The sequence below is a fragment of the Thalassospira australica genome (genome assembly GCF_000763295.1).
Lineage (GTDB): Bacteria > Pseudomonadota > Alphaproteobacteria > Rhodospirillales > Thalassospiraceae > Thalassospira > Thalassospira australica.
In genome coordinates this window covers 1-16,392 of the sequence record NZ_JRJE01000010.1, presented here as the reverse complement: position 1 = coordinate 16,392, position 16,392 = coordinate 1, and the positions used below count along the sequence as shown (strand labels likewise).

The following is a 16,392-nucleotide window of genomic DNA, read 5'->3' as shown; positions in this document are numbered from 1 at the left end:
GGGAAAGTAAACTAATGACACATTCGTTCTCTTTGGCGGGATATGAGTTGCAACCAGAGCGGTACCCACCTGTTTTTCTTGCTGAAATCGGCGGTTTTTTTGGGCAAGACGTTGGGCTTGCTGCTGATATGATTCGGCAGATCGTTGAAGTTGGTCATTCTGTTGCTGAGCAGCCAATGATCTTAAAAACTGAGATTTTACACGACCCAGAGATATGCTTGCTAGGTGATACTCTAGAGACATATGCATCCAAAGATGGGCGGGTTTATCAAGAGAACTATCGTTCGTTGATTGAGAGAAAGGTGCTTCCTCTTGATCATTATGCAAAGCTTCTCGGTATTTGTAGTGATGCGGGGGCACCCTTTATTGTATCGGTATACGATTTCAAGGGGGCAGATTTTGCGGTGGAGATGGGGGCTAGCTCACTCAAAATCGCATCGGCAAATCTTGTGCACATCCCTCTAATACGGCATTGCGCCTCAAAGGACTTGCCGTTGATTGTTGATACTGGGCGTTCTACGATCACAGAAGTCAAGCGCGCTATTCATGTGGCGAGGGAAGCAGGATGCCAAGACTTGGTAGTAGAACATAGCCCAGATGGTCACCCTGCGTTGCCAAGTGCTCACAACCTCAACATTCTTCAGACATACAAAAACGTTCTGGGCTTGCCAGTTGGTTTGTCAGATCATCATGTAGGCATTGAAATGTTATATGCGGCCATTGCATTGGGCGCATCTGTGCTTGAGAAAGGGGTTCATGTTGCTCCAGATGATCTTGATATTGATATATCACACACCATGGATATCAATGATTTGCCTCAGGTTCTAAGGAGCGTGAAAGACGTATGGCTCGCGTTGGGTGAGGGAGAACGCGATTTGAAAAAGCCAATAGAAGGTGTCATTGGGACTTCTCAGAGACAGTGTTTGGTTGCCGCAAAAGACATCGTGGAAGAGGAAAAAATCTCCTTTGAAACAGTGCGTTTTGCCTTTCCTTGCAAGGGCATTCCTGTGCAAGAATGGGATCGGGTGGTTGGGAAAAAGTTAGTACGTAAGGTGAGGGCTGGGCAACCGCTTCAGTGGGATGATGTCAATTAAAGGCACTGTAAGGCCGCCAACCTGGTCGGGGCTCCAACCCTCTGTGCCCGAGTGGGTGAGTGCTTCAGAATACATGCACGAATACCTTGAGCCTGTTGCCGGATTAAGCGCCGAGCTGTATTCTGCAAAATTTGGGGAGCAGGTTTCTCGCCATATTTTCAAAGTGATATTCAAGGAAACCGGCCCTTTTATTCTCAAGCTCATAGATCCAAGTTGTCGAGCGTTAGCAGAACAAGCTGAAGACGTCGCTAATTGGTTAAACTGTCACGACGTTCCTGTCATTTCCGCTACTGGAGCCCAAGTTCTTAGTGATGGAACAGTAGTTTTAAAGATGCCTTATTTTGAAGGGCATAGAGTAAGCGCAACATCTCAAGGGCTATATAAATTCGGGCAAGAACTGGCGAAGCTTCACCAAGTACTTGCAGAGGCCCCTAGTCAAAAGGATTGGGAGAAGAGAACAAAGGATAGATTGGATGAACTCTCAACCATGAGGACATATCTCGTTGAGAAAGGAGCTTACTTCGGCCCTGATCCCAAACGCCTTCTTGATTTAGCTCACGATAAAAGTCTCGACTTTACCATAGGTGTGTCGCCAGTGCAGCCACTGCATGGAGATTTGAACCCAGGAAACGTGTTAGTTGTAGATGGTCAGGTGATCTTTATGGATTTTGAAGATACTTTACATAGCGTTCTACCTTTAGAATATGAGATCATGCTTGTAATCGAACGGTTCGTCTTGGTTCGCAGTTCAAAGGATTACGAAGCTACAGATCTTGGTAGAGAGTTTCTGCGGGGATATTTTTCAAAGCAAAAAATTGATGCCTTTAATCATGACCGAAGCCCTGTTGAGATATTACGTGCCCTTGCGTTGAGATCTCTGATCGTTCTTGCGTATGGGGAAAAGGTCGGTGTTTCAATCCCCGACGATGAATGGGAAAAATTCTTTTATCTCGAAGAAAAAGCTTGCTCGAGAGCAAATGTTATTCAAAGCATTTTTGAGGGTCAATAGGTTTGCAATATCGCATTCTTGTCACGGCAAGAGATCCAGCCGCTGCGCTACACTTAATTGAAATCGTTCGATATATTTCGCAAAGTGACGTCTTTAGGGTGGATTTGGTCACGCAGCAACCGGCCACCAAGTACTTTCAAAATGCAGGTATTGATACGCATGCATTAGACTTACCTGCGGTCCGCTCGGCGTCGTCAACTGCGGGGCTGGAATTATTAGACAAAGCTCGTGAGTTAATTGCGAAACTAAAACCAAATGCGATATTATGTGGTTTGTCTACGCCTTTTGATGGCGGAATTGATGAAGCAATGACTGCTGTGTACAACGGTCCAAAGTTTGTAATGCAGGACTTCTGGGGAGAAGCAAATCAGTTCTTTGGTGCTAAAGCCGATACGTATTTTGCACTGGACGATGAGGCTGTGCGTTTAAGTTATTATCGCCATGGGCTGCAAGCGATAAGCGTTGGATCACCACGTCATTCAGCATATCAAAAAATGCACATTAAGGCCCTTCGCGCGCGACAGCGGAAGAAAATCGGCGCTAATGATGACACAACTGTTGTTGGTTTCTTTGGTCAGGCCTTGCATAATGTTAAGGGGTACAGAAGAACTTTAAGTGCTTGGGTTGATGCTATGATCAACCAACAGGGAGACTATAAAGCGCTTTACAGGCCGCACCCTCGGGAGTCAAAGGATGATGTGTTGTGGACAGTTAAGCGGTTTAAGGCATCCTCTGTATCTTGCGTGGTTTGTGTAGAGCAGGATGTCGAGCATTCTTTGCTCGCATGCGATATGGTTTGCAGTGCATTCTCAAATTGTACGTATGATGTTGCGTATTTGAATTATTTCTCGAACGAACCGCTGATTACGCCCGTCTCCCTGTTTTTTGACCCAGGTATAGTTTCGTACTTCCATAAAATGGTGAAGCTAGAAGAATTCCCATACTTGAAATCTGGATTGGTGTACCCCGTGAACGAAGTGGCTTTGTTGCCTCAGGTTCTCGCTGTGGCAGGCAGCCCGCAGGAAAAACACAAGTATTGGGAGGCAGCCAAAAAATTACCGAATCCGGCTGACGCACCAATGCGAGTTTTGAGATATATTCAAAAATCCCTTGCCGGAAATTACAAGACATAGGGTTTCTGCTGGATGTTTTCTCATGAAGAAGTGAACGCTCGCTTTCTAAGATTGGATCAAAATCCGATCCTGCTTCGGGAGAGCTTTCATGGGTGGTGGGCTTGGCCAATTATCAAGGAACGGTTGTGGCTTCATTGCCTAAATGGGGAAAATTTGTCTCCAACAGACAGAAATAAAAGCTTTGGTGAATCCGCAAGACGCCTTGCTTCTGGAATATGGCAAGTTCTTAACAATTTGGTGCCACGGGGGAAGCGCGATGGCGTTCTTTATTATGAAGAACGCTTTGTCACGTTACCCGATGGCAGGAGAATTCACCCTCACCTTGGTGATTTTTCTCGGATTGAAAGGAACGGCCCGTGGCTGCACTATCGTTTCCCTTGGGGGGCTAAGCCTTCGTTTTTCCCCCCTGCAGGGGAGATCGAAGACTACGGTATTAGTTCGTTGATAGCCTGTGCGAGTATTTTTGTTCGCAGAGGAAAGAGTGAGCGTGAAATTTCACGTCTACTTGTTAACGAGGTCTTATGTGAATTCCCTTCTCTTGATGCAGAGGATCTTCGCAGTATCGCATCAGACCAACTGGCACGCTTTAGATGTCGGTTCGTGTTTTCCAGATGGATTTTGAAACGTTGGGGGGTTTCCAAGGTTGTCGTATTGGACTCTGACGCGAAAGTACCCGAGATCGCAGCGGCGAAATCATTGGGCCTTAAGGTTACTGAAGTTCAACATGGAATGTTTAGCGTAAGAGAGCCTGATTATTCTTGGTTGCCTATTCACAGAAAACTTCCACACAAATGCCCCTTGCCAGACCGGGTAATTGTTTTTGGGCCTATATGGTCTAAGCAATTACGTGAGGCAGGGTTTTGGTGTGAATGGGAAGTAATTGAGGCACAAAACCCTGTAATTGGAGTTTACGCTGACTTGCGGCTTCAAAAGAAAAACAACATCAGTCAATCTGATGGTCTGCGATTAAAGGTTCTATTCCCTACGCAGGCATACGTAAGAGATTCTGCAATAAAATTTTGGAGTAATATCTTAGAAAAAGTCAAAGATGAGAAAAAGCATCTTTTCAATCTGGCTATTAAAATTCACCCATTAGAACTGGATCAATCGGAGTACTACACTTCACTGGCTAGAGATTATCCGGAGATGGTCTCAATAATCCAACCACATGCAGAAGTCTTTGATGAGATAATGTCAGCTGATATTGTTGCGGGTTATACCTCACTCATGATGATAGAAGCTTTGGGGATAGGCATACCTGTTCTGGGGCTGGAAAGTTTCAAATCGGGAACGGGAATTAGTGAGGTGTTTGGTATGCCCGAGCTAAAAAAATACATCTATCCATGTAAGAATGAACATCAATTCTTTTCGTTACTTAACTCTACGAAGCAAAAAGGCTCCAAGAAAAAATCCAATAGAGATTTAATGGCTAAGATGCAGCCAATTTATAATGTTGAAGGCCCCTATATTGAAGAGGTTTTAGTAGAATGAATAACTCGATTTCCTTCAAAAGGAAACTATTAGTCATTTCGCAAAGGCCATCTGATTTTGTTGAAATGAACCGTTGCGCATTGGCCCTCCATGCAAAAGGGTGTGAGATACAGTTCATTTATTTTCACGGAAATGAGCATGCCGAATTTGAGCTATTTGACTATCTAAAAGAAAAATTTGACGATGGAACCTTTTCTTCAGTCGAGATTAGAAGGAATGGGATGTCAAAGAGCATTAAGAATAAAATGCTTGAGAAGAAATCTTCCTTTAAAGAAAGTACAACAGGGAAGTACTTGTCGCGTATTTGGTGGGAAAGGGTTTGGGGGCCGCTTAGGTATAGGGCTGAGTGTGAAGAAAATTTCATTTTATATCGTTTTGTCAAGCTAGTAAAAGCGTTAGATATTATAAGGTTCTACGTGGCCGAGAAGGCGCAATTAAAAAAAATAATATCTAGATTAAATCCTGATGCCATCATCCTTCCTGAAGACGTGGTCGGATACAATTCCCCACTTCTAATTAAAGCAGGACATGAGCTTAATATCCCGTCGATTATTTTACCTTATACAATTGCCAATGAACAGGAAGCATTTAGGAGTCTGGCCGGCAATTCACATTACCACTTGAATGCGCCGGGAAATCGCACCGCGGGGAGGTTGTTTCCTAAATGGGTGAAGCATGCAAACGGACTTTCATTGGTCCGAATGCCATCACCTTACATTATAGGTCAGGTTCTAACTGGTACATCGCCACCAAATCCTTGGATGATGAACTCCGGCTTTTCAAATATAATTGCTGTCGAAAATGATGCTATGAGAGACTATTACGTCTCAGCAGGTATCCCGAAGACCAAGATAAAGGTCGTCGGGTCTGTATCAGATGATCATTTGGCTAAGTTTAAACTCAACAAGGAACAAGAACGGCTTGCGTTGAAAGCAGAACTATTAATACCAGGACGTAAACCGCTATTGGTAATCGGTGGGTGTCCCGATCAGTCTGGCTCCTGCCCGGCAGGCTTTGAGTACAAAGATTTTGACGATTTTGTTATGCGCTTGGCTGAAGCACTTGAGCCGATGAAACGATACTACGATGTTATAGTGCGCCCTCATCCTAACAATATGAGAATGGGTGAGCTTCTCTCAGCATTTGGTATTCAATCAACTGAAATCGATACAGCGCGCTTGGTTGCTTTGTCCGACGCCTATGTTGCGTTTGCCTCTGCAACAGTTAGGTGGGCGATCTCGTGTGAGGTTCCTGTGCTTAATTATGATTTATTTCATTACGACTATGATGACTTTAAGGGAATTCCCGGGGTCCTTCATGCGACCTCGTATGATGAAGTCAAGCAAGGCCTTGAGAGTTTCATTCCAAGCTGCGAAAAGTTTGTCGATCTCAACAAAGAGATAAAAAAATCAGCTAGTCGTTGGGGTATTTTAGATGGCCATTCTACTGATCGTATAGCTGCTCTTATCGATCAAGTATGTAACTATAAAGTGGTTCCGCGAACTTCGGCGTGACGATAATTCCAAGCTACTCAGATATTCGAGAGGTACAATGACAAAAGTTGCGATAATTGGTGCAGGTTCAATGGCCAGAGAGCATGTACGTGCATTTAGGGAGATCTCGGGTGTTGAGGTTTCTGGGGTTCATAGTCGAACCCGTACGAAGGCTGAAGAATTTGCAACTGAGTTTGGGATTAGGCACGTATGCGACGATATCTTTGAGCTAAAAGAGAAGAGTGAGGCAGACATTGTTGTTGTCGCGGTTCCGGAGTTAGCTGCGAATGCGATAGCAAAGGAAGCTTTTTCTCAAGACTGGGCCGTTCTTCTCGAGAAGCCAGCTGGCTATGACTTAGGTGATGCAGAGGACATCCTAAGTGCGGCACGAGGGCGAGAGAAGCCGGTGATGGTTGGTTTCAATCGGCGGTTTTACAGCAGTCTTCGAACAGTTCTTGCAGACGTTGACGAAAGAGACGAGAGTCGTTTTGTTCACATCCAAGATCAACAAAACTATGAAGAAGCCCGTTTTCACGGGCATCCAGAAAAGGTTGTTGAGAAGTTTATGTATGCGAACTCTATACACGTGATTGACATGATTCTTTGCCTATGTCGTGGCGAGGTTGTGGAAGTAAAGAATATTATGCCATGGAAAGGCGAAAGCACGGAAGTTGTTCTTTCTCACGTCATGTTCGATAGTGGTGATGCTGCACTGTATGAGGGTATATGGAAAGGTCCAGGGCCTTGGGCTTGCTCAGTGAGTACTTCCAGTCGTAGATGGGTAATGCAGCCACTTGAGCAAGCAACATATCAAAATGCCAACGAGCGGGTCCAAAACCAGATGAAACCAGATATTGCGGATGTCGACTTTAAGGCAGGTTTTTTGCGTCAGGCTGAGGCGGTAGTTGCGCAAGTCCGAGGGCAGAAAAGTCAAGCTGTAAGTCTTGAGGAGAGCCTCCGTACAATGCGACTAATAAACAAAATTTTTGATGTTTAAGTAATGCGCTTGGCTGTTAGTCCGAAGATGTATAAGGATGTATCGTCAGGTATAACTCGCATAAGTGGATTTTCACGTCCCTTTGGTTTCGATCTAGATTGTGAGGGGCGATTATACGTTGCTGATATGGGGCTACATTGCATCTTTCGCTTTGATAAGGATCTGGCGATGGTTCAGTGCCTTGATGGTGTGAGGGGTTGGTCCAATTCTATTGAAGTCGTTGCTGGGCATATTGCCCCCCGTCGTTCTTGTATGCCCATGTACTTTAATGGTCCTCATTCCGTAGCCGTGGGGGGGGATGGCAAAATATTTGTAACTACCTATTACGAGGCCGGGGTGTTTGTTCTTTCCTCGGCCGGTCGGCTTATCACAACGCTGGGGCGCGGGTATGACAGCGGTCCTCGTTTGGCTGGGCCAGCTACGGGGGTCTTAACCAGTGAGCGTACGTTGTGCGTTACAGAGTATAGTTTGAATGCTGTGTTTCGGTATGACGTTCACGGCATGGTGTTTGAAGGTGCTTTAGGTGGAGGAAAACCGGGCTTTCGAGATGTGGGATCTTGTTCCACTGGTGGTGGGCCTTGTGCATTTGATCGACCACACATGTGTAAAAGTGATGCTGATGGCGATTTAGTTGTTGTCGATACTTGGAACCATCGATTGCAAAAATTTACTCCGGGAGGACAATTTATTGGGTGTCTTGGTTCCAGCAGTTCTGGGTGGTCGGAAAATTCGGGCGATGTTCAGTCGACGACTATTCATGGTGGGTTTAACGCACCAGTAGCTGTAAGTTTCGATGATTTTGGGCGCTTTGTCGTAACAGATTGGGGCAACAATAGATTGCTGTGGTTTAATTCAGGAGGGCAGGTTACTTCAATAGAGGACGAATTGGACCTGGAGACTCCTTATGATGCGCAAGTTTTTTCGGGCCGGTGTGTTATTGCTAACTCTAGGCGTGGTGAGGTCTTGATAAAGAGTGCAATCGGAAATGATTAATTTGGTTATCGTCGGAGCATCAGGGCATGCGCGGGTTATTGCCGCAGCTGCTCTGCAATGTGGTGGGTTCTCTGTTCGGGGATTTATTGATAATGAGAGCCGAAAAGGGGAAATGGTCGACGGCTTGCCAATTCTTGGAGGAGATCAGTCGTTTCCGATATTAGAAAAAGAAATTAATGATATCAGCGTGATCATAGGCATTGGTGATAACATCCTTAGGCGAGAAATTTCCCAGAAGATTGGATCTGTGAAGTATGCAACAGTTATCCATCCTAGTGCAGTTGTAGCGCAGGGAGTGGAAATTGGTAAGGGTACATTTGTAGCAGCATCTGCAACGATTAATCCCGGAGCGAAGATAGGTGATCATGTGATTGTTAATACCAATTCCTCTATTGACCATGATTGCAGGCTACAAGATTTTTCTGCTGTTTCTCCTGGGGCGGTACTTACAGGCGGGGTTACGGTCGGCGCAGGCGCAATGATTGGCGCAGGTTCTATTGTAAACCCGGGACTTGAGATTGGTGAAGGTGCCACCGTCGGTTCGGGTGCTACCGTGATTGACTCAATTCTGCCAGATGTCGTCTGTGTAGGGGTTCCTGCGCGTCCACTCTTGAGACCCACTCAACGTTAAGGCTTTTATGGCATGTGCGGAATTGCTGCGCTTATCTCTTACGTGCCCAAGATGCAGAACGAAGATCTGTTGAAGATGTGTGAAGCAATCGTCCACCGAGGACCTGATGGGGAGGGGTATGTACTTTTCTCAGAGCAAGGTGAGGCAAAGCTGGTTCACAAGAAGGGTGATCTTTTAAAGTTAGAAAATGAGAGAAGCCGAGTTGCATTGGGGCACAGGCGTCTAGCTATTACGGATATTTCTAGTGCTGGGAGCCAGCCAATGGCTTTTGGCGAACGCTTAAATTACTGGGTTACCTATAATGGAGAGTTGTATAATTTCTCCGAGCTTCGGGCTGAGCTTTCGTCAAAGGGATATGTATTTAGATCAAACTCAGATACAGAAATCCTCATCTGCGCTTACGCAGAGTGGGGCGTTGAGTGTCTCAGCCGATTTAACGGAATGTTCTCCTTTGTTATTTATGATTTAGATGAAAATAGCATTTTCGCAGCAAGAGACCGCTATGGTGTAAAACCTTTATATTGGTGGAGACCGGACGCGCAAACTTTGGCATTTGCTTCAGAAATTAAGCAGTTTACTTGCCTACCAGAATGGGTTGCCTATTTGAATAACGAACGTGCGTTTGATTATCTCAGTTGGGGGTTGACTGATCATACAATTCACACCCTATTCGATGGTGTTTGGCAAGTTCCTCCGGGGCACTATGTGCAGTGTCAGATAAATGACATCATGTCCGACGTAACGGCTACACAGTGGTATAGTCTGTCCGAAGTTAACCAAGACTATTCATATTCTGAATCAGTTGAGCATTTTAGAGAGATTTTATTCGACTCAGTAAATCTCAGGCTTAATGCGGATGTTCCAGTAGGTGCTGCATTATCGGGGGGATTGGATTCATCATCCGTCGTGTGTATTGCGGATGCTATACATCGGACGAGTAGCTCCAAGGAAATGCACACTTTCTCCGCCCGGGCAAAAGATAAGCGGTTTGATGAGGGGCGCTTTATCGATTTGGTTTCCAATAAGACCTCGACAAAACCCCACATGGTTTATCCGAATCATGGGCAGCTATTTGAGGAATTGGAGCAAATTATATGGCATCATGATGAACCTTTCGGTTCGACAAGCGTGTATGCCGAATGGCAAGTATTTAAGAGAGCACAGGAAGCGGGAATAAAGGTCGTGCTTGATGGTCACGGTGCCGATGAGACGCTCTCCGGTTACACAAGCGATGTAGGCTTTTTCTTAGCGTCTCTTTTGTCTCGCTTTCGTATAATAAAATTCTTCAAAGAATTCTCAGCTCAGCGAGCTATTCACGATCGAAGCACAGCTACGCTCGTGAAGGGGATATTAGATAACCTTCTGCCGACCAGACTTAGGGTTTTGGCTCGTAGAGTGATGGGGCACTCGGTATCATGCCCCGACTGGATTAACATGGAACTACTTGGTGTAGGTCCCTCTGACCCATTTGTGTTCCATGTTGGCAAATATGAAAATAGCCTGAAAGGATTGTCGCGTGCCCAGTTGACTGCAACGAGTTTGCCAATGCAACTAAAGTGGGTGGATAGAGATTCAATGGCTCACTCTGTTGAGAGCCGGGCTCCATTCATGGATTTTCGGCTGGTCGACTTTTTACTGTCAATGCCGGACCACTTTAAGCTTAATAAAGGGGTTTCCAAAAGGCTGTTACGGTCTTCAATGAAGAACATATTGCCCGACGAAGTGCGACACAGAAAAGATAAAATGGGCTTTGTTACACCTGAAGAGATTTGGGTGTGCGAAGATCAACCGACGCACTTCAAAGAGTTGTTAGAAGAAGCAGTAGCTAACTCAAAGGGAGTATTGAATAAAAAGACAATCGAGTGGGGGTATGCAATGATAGATGGTCATGCCCCCTACAATGCCAGATTGTGGCGGGTGATTTGCTTTGGGCTTTGGATGAAGCGTTTTAAGGTTCAAATTTCGAATGATTACAATTGTTGATTGCGGGGCAGGTAATATTGGTTCAATCGTAAATATGTTGAACTACTTGGGAATACCATCTTGTGTCGCCGAAGATAAATTGCAGATTGCTGGCGCAGATAAGTTGATACTTCCAGGGGTGGGAGCATTTGACTATGGCATGGACTGTTTGAAAAAGCTGGACCTAATTGGCCCATTGAACGAGGCGGTTCAGGAACGCAAAGTACCTATTTTAGGGATATGCTTAGGTATGCAATTATTGTGTGATGGTAGTGATGAAGGGAAAAGCGTCGGCCTTGGATGGATAAAGGGGAAAGCCAAACGTTTTGACTTATCGTATAGTCCTGAGAATTTGCGTGTGCCACACATGGGCTGGAGTGAATTGAAGCTGCTTCGAGAGAGTCGCCTGTTCTCTAATTCTGATCGCCAAAATCGATTCTACTTTGTCCATTCCTATCATGTTTGCTGCGATGATCCGGAAGACGTTGTGGGTACAGTTTCGCATGGTAGTGATGTCACGGCGGTGATTGAGAAATCCAATGTTTTTGGTGCACAGTTCCACCCGGAAAAAAGTCATCGTTACGGAATGCAGTTGTTTAATTCGTTTGCAAGGCTTTCAATCGAATGAGAACCCGAGTAATTCCGTGTCTACTTATCCATGAAGGGGGAATGGTAAAAACGACTGGTTTTAAAAACCCTTCATATATTGGTGACCCAATCAATGCAGTAAAAATATTCAACAAAAAAGAAGTTGATGAACTGATGGTACTTGACATCTCAGCTACCAGAAAGCGTCGTCAGCCTGATTTTAGTGCGATCCAAGAAATAGTGAGTGAAGCTTTTATGCCCGTTGCGTACGGTGGAGGTGTTACCACTTTAGATCACGCGCGTCAGCTTTACGCTCTAGGTGTAGAGAAAGTAGTCCTCAACACCATACTTGCCACTAAACCTGAGTTGTTGAGCCAAATATCTCAGCAGTTTGGTGATCAAAGTGTTGTCGTGTCATTAGATGTAAAAAGATCTCGAATTACGAGAAAATATCAAGCGGTAACCCATAACGGAGCAAAGAAAACAGGAAAAACCCCAGTTGAATTCGCTCTCGAAATGGTCGATCGTGGGGCCGGGGAAGTTTTTCTGAATTGTATTGACCGTGACGGAATGCGTACAGGCTATGACATCGAGCTAATTTCTGATGTGTCTCGGCATGTAAATGTCCCTGTGGTGGCTTGCGGTGGCGCACGTGACATAACTGATTTTAAAAAGGCTACATTGGCAGGAGCTTCGGCAGTCGCAGCAGGTAGCCTGTTTGTTTATCATGGCCTACATAAAGCAGTCCTAATATCTTACCCCGACCGTCGAGAACTAGAAAATTTATTACCCTAATTATTAAGCTAAAAAATGTCCCAAAAAACTTGTGCCAATTGTCTTATGGATACCTCTGATCCCGATATTTTCTTCAATGAAAACGGGGTTTGCAATCACTGTATTGAAGCAGAAATAGAGATAGCGAAAATAAGATTAAGTGAATCTGAATCTCTTAAAAAGCTAAATGGTCTGGCCGAAAAAATTAAACGTGATTCTATTGAGCGCCCATACGATGCGGTGGTTGGAATGTCCGGTGGAGTGGATTCTTCATATGTGGCTTGGCTTGCCCATACACTTGGCTTGCGCGTGTTGGCGGTGCATTTTGACAACGGGTGGAATTCGGAAATCGCCGTTGCCAATATTAGATCAGTTGTCGAAACCTGTGGCTTTGACTTGGAAACTTATGTGATCAACTGGCCTGAGTTCAAGGATTTGCAGAGAAGCTTTATTCGAGCTGGAGTAGTCGACATCGAAATGCTCTCGGATCATGCTATCATGGCTTCGATGTTTGAATTGGCAAAGCGTCACAGCATACGATACGTCCTTTCAGGTACGAACATTGCCACAGAGCATGGGATGCCTCGTGCTTGGGTATGGAATAAGAATGATCTAACAAACATTGAAGCAATTCATAGAAAATTCGGAGAGCGAAGATTGAAATCGTTTCCACGTATGGGGCTTGTCAAAAGCACTATACGCAGGAACTTCAGTGTGCGTTATGAGTTCATAGAAATTTTGAATCTGGCGAATTTTCGTAAGGATAGGGCAATGGAAGTCTTGGAAGCCAAGACTGGCTGGCGCTACTATGGTGGGAAGCATTACGAGTCTGTTTTCACAAAATTCTATCAAGCCTACATCTTGCCAGCAAAATTTAATATCGATAAACGCAAGGTTCATCTGTCCGCTTTGATCCGCAATGGTGAGATAACAAAGAGCCAAGCATCAGAAGAACTTGATAGCCCTCTTTACAGCGAAGATGAGCTCCGGAGAGATCAAGCTTACGTGCTCAAAAAACTTAGTTTCAGCAAGCGTGAGTTTGATGACATTATGTCAGAAGAGCCTGTTGCACATAGCCACTACCTAACGGATGCAAAAGTTCGCAGTTTGCTTAAATCCGCAGCAAAAAAAATCAGATTGTGAGACTGGTCATGACCGAACAGTTTTGTCTGGCCTACCTCAGCCCTGAACCCAACAGAGAAGGACATGCTTCCTTTACGCATGTGCAGGAGATTGTAAGGAATTTGGTTTCTGAAGGCTGGCAGGTAGACTTGTTCTGTCCTACTTATCAGGAAAGTAAGCTGCCAGGTGTATTGCCGAGATTGGTGGGGATTGCTGGTGTGTTGTGGAGAGCTGCTCTCATGCCCCGTCCGGATGTCTATTATATGAGATGGCATTTTGCAGCATGGCCGCTGGCATTTCTTGCCAAGATAAGAAATATTCCAATTGTCATCGAGGTTAACGGACCTATCGAGGACTTGTTTATCGCTTGGCCAATAACCAAAATATTCAAAAAGCCATTTGCGTGGCTGATGGAAACGCAGTTGCGTTGGTCAGACGCTATTGTTGCTGTCACGCCCGGCCTGACTAACCTCTGCCGACAGATCTGCGGTCAAGAGAAGCAGGTTGAAACAATCCCGAATGGTGCCAACGTTGATCTATTTCACCCAGATGCCAAGTTTGAAAACAACCGTTTTACGGATATTTTGCCAAAAAATTTTTTGATATTCTTTGGAACGATGGCGCCGTGGCAAGGAATTCGAACAATTCTCAAGGCTGTAGAAGATACAGCTTGGCCCGATAGCATGCACTTGGTATTCGCCGGAGATGGAGAGGAGCGTGATGTTATCGAAGATGCCGTTCGACGTGTTGGTCATGTCCATTATCTTGGTCGAGTGCCATACGATCAGCTGCCAGCAATTATTTCACGTGCGAAAGGTTCTTTGGTTTGCGCAGAGAATATAGAAGGCAGGGCCTCAACCGGATTAGCTCCTTTGAAACTGTTCGAGAGCTTGGCGTCAGGAATCCCTGTGATTGCCACAAAACAACCATATCAAGCTGAGATAATCTCCCAAGGGAAGTGTGGCATAGAAGTTGAGCCTGGGGACCCTTCAGCTCTTGCGAAAGTTGTCGCTAGACTAGAGCGATCAAGTGATGAATGTGATAAGTGGTCTCGCAATGCCCGAGTTGTAGCTGTTAGCGGACATTCTTGGCTGGCGCGTGCGAAACAGACTGACGCCGTTTTAAGGCATGTACTTCGCCTTAAGGAATAGGACGCTCATACTAAACAATTTGAAGCGCCTAAAGAACTGCAATCAAGAAAGAGCTTGGGGTTTTCGTATATGAAAAAATTTGCTTTGATTGGTGCGGCGGGATATGTCGCACCAAGGCACATGAAAGCTATTAAAGAAGTTGAGGGTAGTTTGGCTGCAGCTTTTGACCCATCTGACAGTGTGGGGGCTATAGACGGTTATTTCCCAAATGCTCGTTTTTTTACAGAGTTTGAGCGCTTTGATCGCCATGTTGATGTGTTGTTTCGATCAGGAAATGGTGTTGACTACATTAGTGTCTGTTCTCCGAATTACTTGCACGATGCCCATGCACGCTTCGGGTTGCGATCTGGTGCGGATGTAATTTGCGAAAAGCCATTAGTACTGAACCCATGGAATCTTGATGGGTTGCAGAACATGCAGGAACATACCGGAAAACGTTTGTACACAATCCTGCAATTGCGGCTGCACCCAGCGATTGTCGCCCTTAAAAAACGCGTTGAAGCCGTGTCCGATGATCACGTATTTGATGTCGATTTGAGTTACATTACCTCCCGCGGTGCATGGTATTTTGTGTCTTGGAAAGGTGATGAGGCCAAGTCGGGCGGAATTGCAACGAATATTGGTGTGCATTTTTACGATATGTTGTCATTCGTGTTTGGTGATTTAAAAGAACATCATCTGCATTTACGCACTTCCGATCATGCTGCAGGGTTTTTGGAGTTTAAGCGTGCACGGGTCCGCTGGTTCCTGTCTGTCAACCGTAACCATCTTCCGCCTCATGCATCTACTGATCAAACGACTTATAGGTCGATTACTGTAGATGGGGATGAGATTGAGTTCTCTGGCGGCTTTACAGACTTACATACACTCAGCTATCAGCACATCTTGAATGGTGAGGGATTTGGTGTTGATGAAGTGCGTCCGTCAATAGAGCTGGTATCTTCGATTCGAAGCTGCAATTTAGAGCCGGAAAAAGGTGACATGCACCCATTTGCAAGGGAGATTTTCTGATTTATGGCCGATTTCATGTCTCAGCAGTCTTGGGCACCTTTCGCTGGTGTAGCTATTCATGAAAGCTCTTATATTGATGAACCTTGCAAGATCGGTAAGGGGACTAAGATTTGGCACTTCACTCACGTGTTGGTTAATACAGAAATTGGTGAGAATTGTGTTTTGGGTCAGAATGTGGTCGTTGGCCCGGATGTATGCATCGGTAATCGAGTAAAAATCCAAAACAACGTTAGTGTCTATAAAGGTGTTACGTTGGAGGATGGAGTTTTCTGTGGCCCTTCATGTGTTTTCACAAACGTCAATAATCCGCGTGCAGAGATCGAGCGAAAGGAAGAATTTCGTAAGACGCTAGTTAAGCGGGGCGCAACCATAGGTGCAAACGCCACTATTGTATGTGGTTGTACATTGGGAGAATACTGTTTTATTGCCGCAGGCGCGGTGGTGACAGGTGACGTACCTGATTACGCTTTGATGGCCGGGGTTCCTGCAAAACGCATCGGCTGGGTCAGCCGAAAAGGGGGACATTTGAGTGAAGATCTGGTTTGTCCAGAAGACGGTACGCATTACCTCCTTTGCTCTGACGGGACCCTTCGACCTGCAGAATAGAGGCTTCAGCCATAGTATCATTTAAGTCATCTGTAGGTTCTAATCATGGTCAGCATTTTCTACAAATGCTCCTCATATTGAAGCCGAAATCCATTTCAAGAGAGGCAGTGGTTTGACGCTAGTCTTTGGAGGGTACCAGCCAATATGACAGTTTGTTTGGTGAAATAGCACTTTGGTATGGTGCAGAAAATGATGAACCTGGATCAAATCGATACCAAAATACTGCGCCAACTGCAGGAAAACGCTGATATCGCCAATGCCGATCTTGCAGAAAAGGTCGGGCTTTCGCCATCGGCCTGTCTGCGGCGTGTCGCCAAGCTGCGCGACAATGGGGTGA

Annotated in this window: 16 protein-coding genes; all 16 read left to right on the top strand. The window is 45.4% G+C overall.

Going from position 1 to position 16,392, the window contains the following annotated elements; translation table 11 throughout:
- The first annotated feature begins 14 nt into the window (after nucleotides 1–14).
- On the top strand, nucleotides 15–1,094 hold the full coding sequence (locus JF44_RS0108935; RefSeq protein ID WP_033068648.1) for an N-acetylneuraminate synthase family protein: 1,080 nt from the start codon (nucleotides 15–17) through the stop codon (nucleotides 1,092–1,094).
- Nucleotides 1,095–1,167: 73 nt separating this feature from the next.
- Nucleotides 1,168–2,103 (top strand): phosphotransferase enzyme family protein, encoded by a 936-nt coding sequence (locus JF44_RS0108930; RefSeq protein ID WP_033068647.1) that lies wholly within the window; start codon nucleotides 1,168–1,170, stop codon nucleotides 2,101–2,103.
- A 2-nt stretch (nucleotides 2,104–2,105) separates the two neighbouring features.
- On the top strand, nucleotides 2,106–3,236 hold the full coding sequence (locus JF44_RS0108925; RefSeq protein ID WP_052065671.1) for a hypothetical protein: 1,131 nt from the start codon (nucleotides 2,106–2,108) through the stop codon (nucleotides 3,234–3,236).
- A 12-nt stretch (nucleotides 3,237–3,248) separates the two neighbouring features.
- Nucleotides 3,249–4,727 carry a hypothetical protein gene (locus JF44_RS20320; protein WP_156111637.1) on the top strand — a complete coding sequence of 493 codons (1,479 nt, stop codon included), beginning with the start codon at nucleotides 3,249–3,251 and terminating at the stop codon, nucleotides 4,725–4,727.
- Nucleotides 4,724–6,241 (top strand): hypothetical protein, encoded by a 1,518-nt coding sequence (locus JF44_RS0108910; RefSeq protein WP_033068644.1) that lies wholly within the window; start codon nucleotides 4,724–4,726, stop codon nucleotides 6,239–6,241. The genes JF44_RS20320 and JF44_RS0108910 overlap by 4 nt, the downstream gene beginning before the upstream one ends.
- A 37-nt stretch (nucleotides 6,242–6,278) precedes the next feature.
- The gene (locus JF44_RS0108905) at nucleotides 6,279–7,217 is read left to right on the top strand and encodes a Gfo/Idh/MocA family protein (RefSeq protein ID WP_033068643.1); all 939 of its coding nucleotides are present in this window, start codon (nucleotides 6,279–6,281) and stop codon (nucleotides 7,215–7,217) included.
- 9 nt (nucleotides 7,218–7,226) lie between these two features.
- Nucleotides 7,227–8,210: an NHL repeat-containing protein gene (locus JF44_RS20315; protein WP_162181395.1), complete on the top strand. Its 984-nt coding sequence runs from the start codon at nucleotides 7,227–7,229 to the stop codon at nucleotides 8,208–8,210.
- Nucleotides 8,203–8,841, top strand: a complete 639-nt coding sequence (locus tag JF44_RS0108900; protein ID WP_033068642.1) for an acetyltransferase — start codon at nucleotides 8,203–8,205, stop codon at nucleotides 8,839–8,841. The genes JF44_RS20315 and JF44_RS0108900 overlap by 8 nt, the downstream gene beginning before the upstream one ends.
- Before the next feature lie 12 nt (nucleotides 8,842–8,853).
- On the top strand, nucleotides 8,854–10,824 hold the full coding sequence (asnB, locus tag JF44_RS0108895; RefSeq protein ID WP_033068641.1) for an asparagine synthase (glutamine-hydrolyzing): 1,971 nt from the start codon (nucleotides 8,854–8,856) through the stop codon (nucleotides 10,822–10,824).
- On the top strand, nucleotides 10,808–11,431 hold the full coding sequence (gene hisH, locus JF44_RS0108890; RefSeq protein ID WP_033068640.1) for an imidazole glycerol phosphate synthase subunit HisH: 624 nt from the start codon (nucleotides 10,808–10,810) through the stop codon (nucleotides 11,429–11,431). The genes asnB and hisH overlap by 17 nt, the downstream gene beginning before the upstream one ends.
- Nucleotides 11,428–12,186 carry an AglZ/HisF2 family acetamidino modification protein gene (locus tag JF44_RS0108885; RefSeq protein WP_033068639.1) on the top strand — a complete coding sequence of 253 codons (759 nt, stop codon included), beginning with the start codon at nucleotides 11,428–11,430 and terminating at the stop codon, nucleotides 12,184–12,186. The genes hisH and JF44_RS0108885 overlap by 4 nt, the downstream gene beginning before the upstream one ends.
- Nucleotides 12,187–12,201: 15 nt before the next feature.
- A complete protein-coding gene (locus JF44_RS0108880; RefSeq protein WP_081944384.1) occupies nucleotides 12,202–13,308 on the top strand; it encodes an N-acetyl sugar amidotransferase in 1,107 nt (368 codons plus the stop codon).
- 8 nt (nucleotides 13,309–13,316) lie between these two features.
- Nucleotides 13,317–14,438, top strand: coding sequence for a glycosyltransferase family 4 protein (locus tag JF44_RS0108875; RefSeq protein WP_033068637.1), 1,122 nt, complete (start codon nucleotides 13,317–13,319; stop codon nucleotides 14,436–14,438).
- Between the two features lie 69 nt (nucleotides 14,439–14,507).
- Nucleotides 14,508–15,449, top strand: coding sequence for a Gfo/Idh/MocA family protein (locus JF44_RS0108870; protein WP_033068636.1), 942 nt, complete (start codon nucleotides 14,508–14,510; stop codon nucleotides 15,447–15,449).
- A 3-nt stretch (nucleotides 15,450–15,452) separates the two neighbouring features.
- The gene (locus tag JF44_RS0108865) at nucleotides 15,453–16,055 is read left to right on the top strand and encodes an acyltransferase (RefSeq protein ID WP_052065669.1); all 603 of its coding nucleotides are present in this window, start codon (nucleotides 15,453–15,455) and stop codon (nucleotides 16,053–16,055) included.
- 177 nt (nucleotides 16,056–16,232) lie between these two features.
- On the top strand, nucleotides 16,233–16,392 hold a 160-nt coding region (locus JF44_RS20150; protein ID WP_337587904.1), incomplete at its 3' end, for an Lrp/AsnC family transcriptional regulator.

Coding starts and splice junctions, on each gene's coding strand:
- JF44_RS0108935 (WP_033068648.1), top strand. CDS start 15: ATGACACATTCGTTCTCTTTGGCGGGATATGAGTTGCAACCAGAGCGG.
- JF44_RS0108930 (WP_033068647.1), top strand. CDS start 1,168: ATGCACGAATACCTTGAGCCTGTTGCCGGATTAAGCGCCGAGCTGTAT.
- JF44_RS20320 (WP_156111637.1), top strand. CDS start 3,249: ATGTTTTCTCATGAAGAAGTGAACGCTCGCTTTCTAAGATTGGATCAA.
- JF44_RS0108910 (WP_033068644.1), top strand. CDS start 4,724: ATGAATAACTCGATTTCCTTCAAAAGGAAACTATTAGTCATTTCGCAA.
- JF44_RS0108905 (WP_033068643.1), top strand. CDS start 6,279: ATGACAAAAGTTGCGATAATTGGTGCAGGTTCAATGGCCAGAGAGCAT.
- JF44_RS0108900 (WP_033068642.1), top strand. CDS start 8,203: ATGATTAATTTGGTTATCGTCGGAGCATCAGGGCATGCGCGGGTTATT.
- asnB (WP_033068641.1), top strand. CDS start 8,854: ATGTGCGGAATTGCTGCGCTTATCTCTTACGTGCCCAAGATGCAGAAC.
- hisH (WP_033068640.1), top strand. CDS start 10,808: ATGATTACAATTGTTGATTGCGGGGCAGGTAATATTGGTTCAATCGTA.
- JF44_RS0108885 (WP_033068639.1), top strand. CDS start 11,428: ATGAGAACCCGAGTAATTCCGTGTCTACTTATCCATGAAGGGGGAATG.
- JF44_RS0108880 (WP_081944384.1), top strand. CDS start 12,202: ATGTCCCAAAAAACTTGTGCCAATTGTCTTATGGATACCTCTGATCCC.
- JF44_RS0108875 (WP_033068637.1), top strand. CDS start 13,317: ATGACCGAACAGTTTTGTCTGGCCTACCTCAGCCCTGAACCCAACAGA.
- JF44_RS0108870 (WP_033068636.1), top strand. CDS start 14,508: ATGAAAAAATTTGCTTTGATTGGTGCGGCGGGATATGTCGCACCAAGG.
- JF44_RS0108865 (WP_052065669.1), top strand. CDS start 15,453: ATGGCCGATTTCATGTCTCAGCAGTCTTGGGCACCTTTCGCTGGTGTA.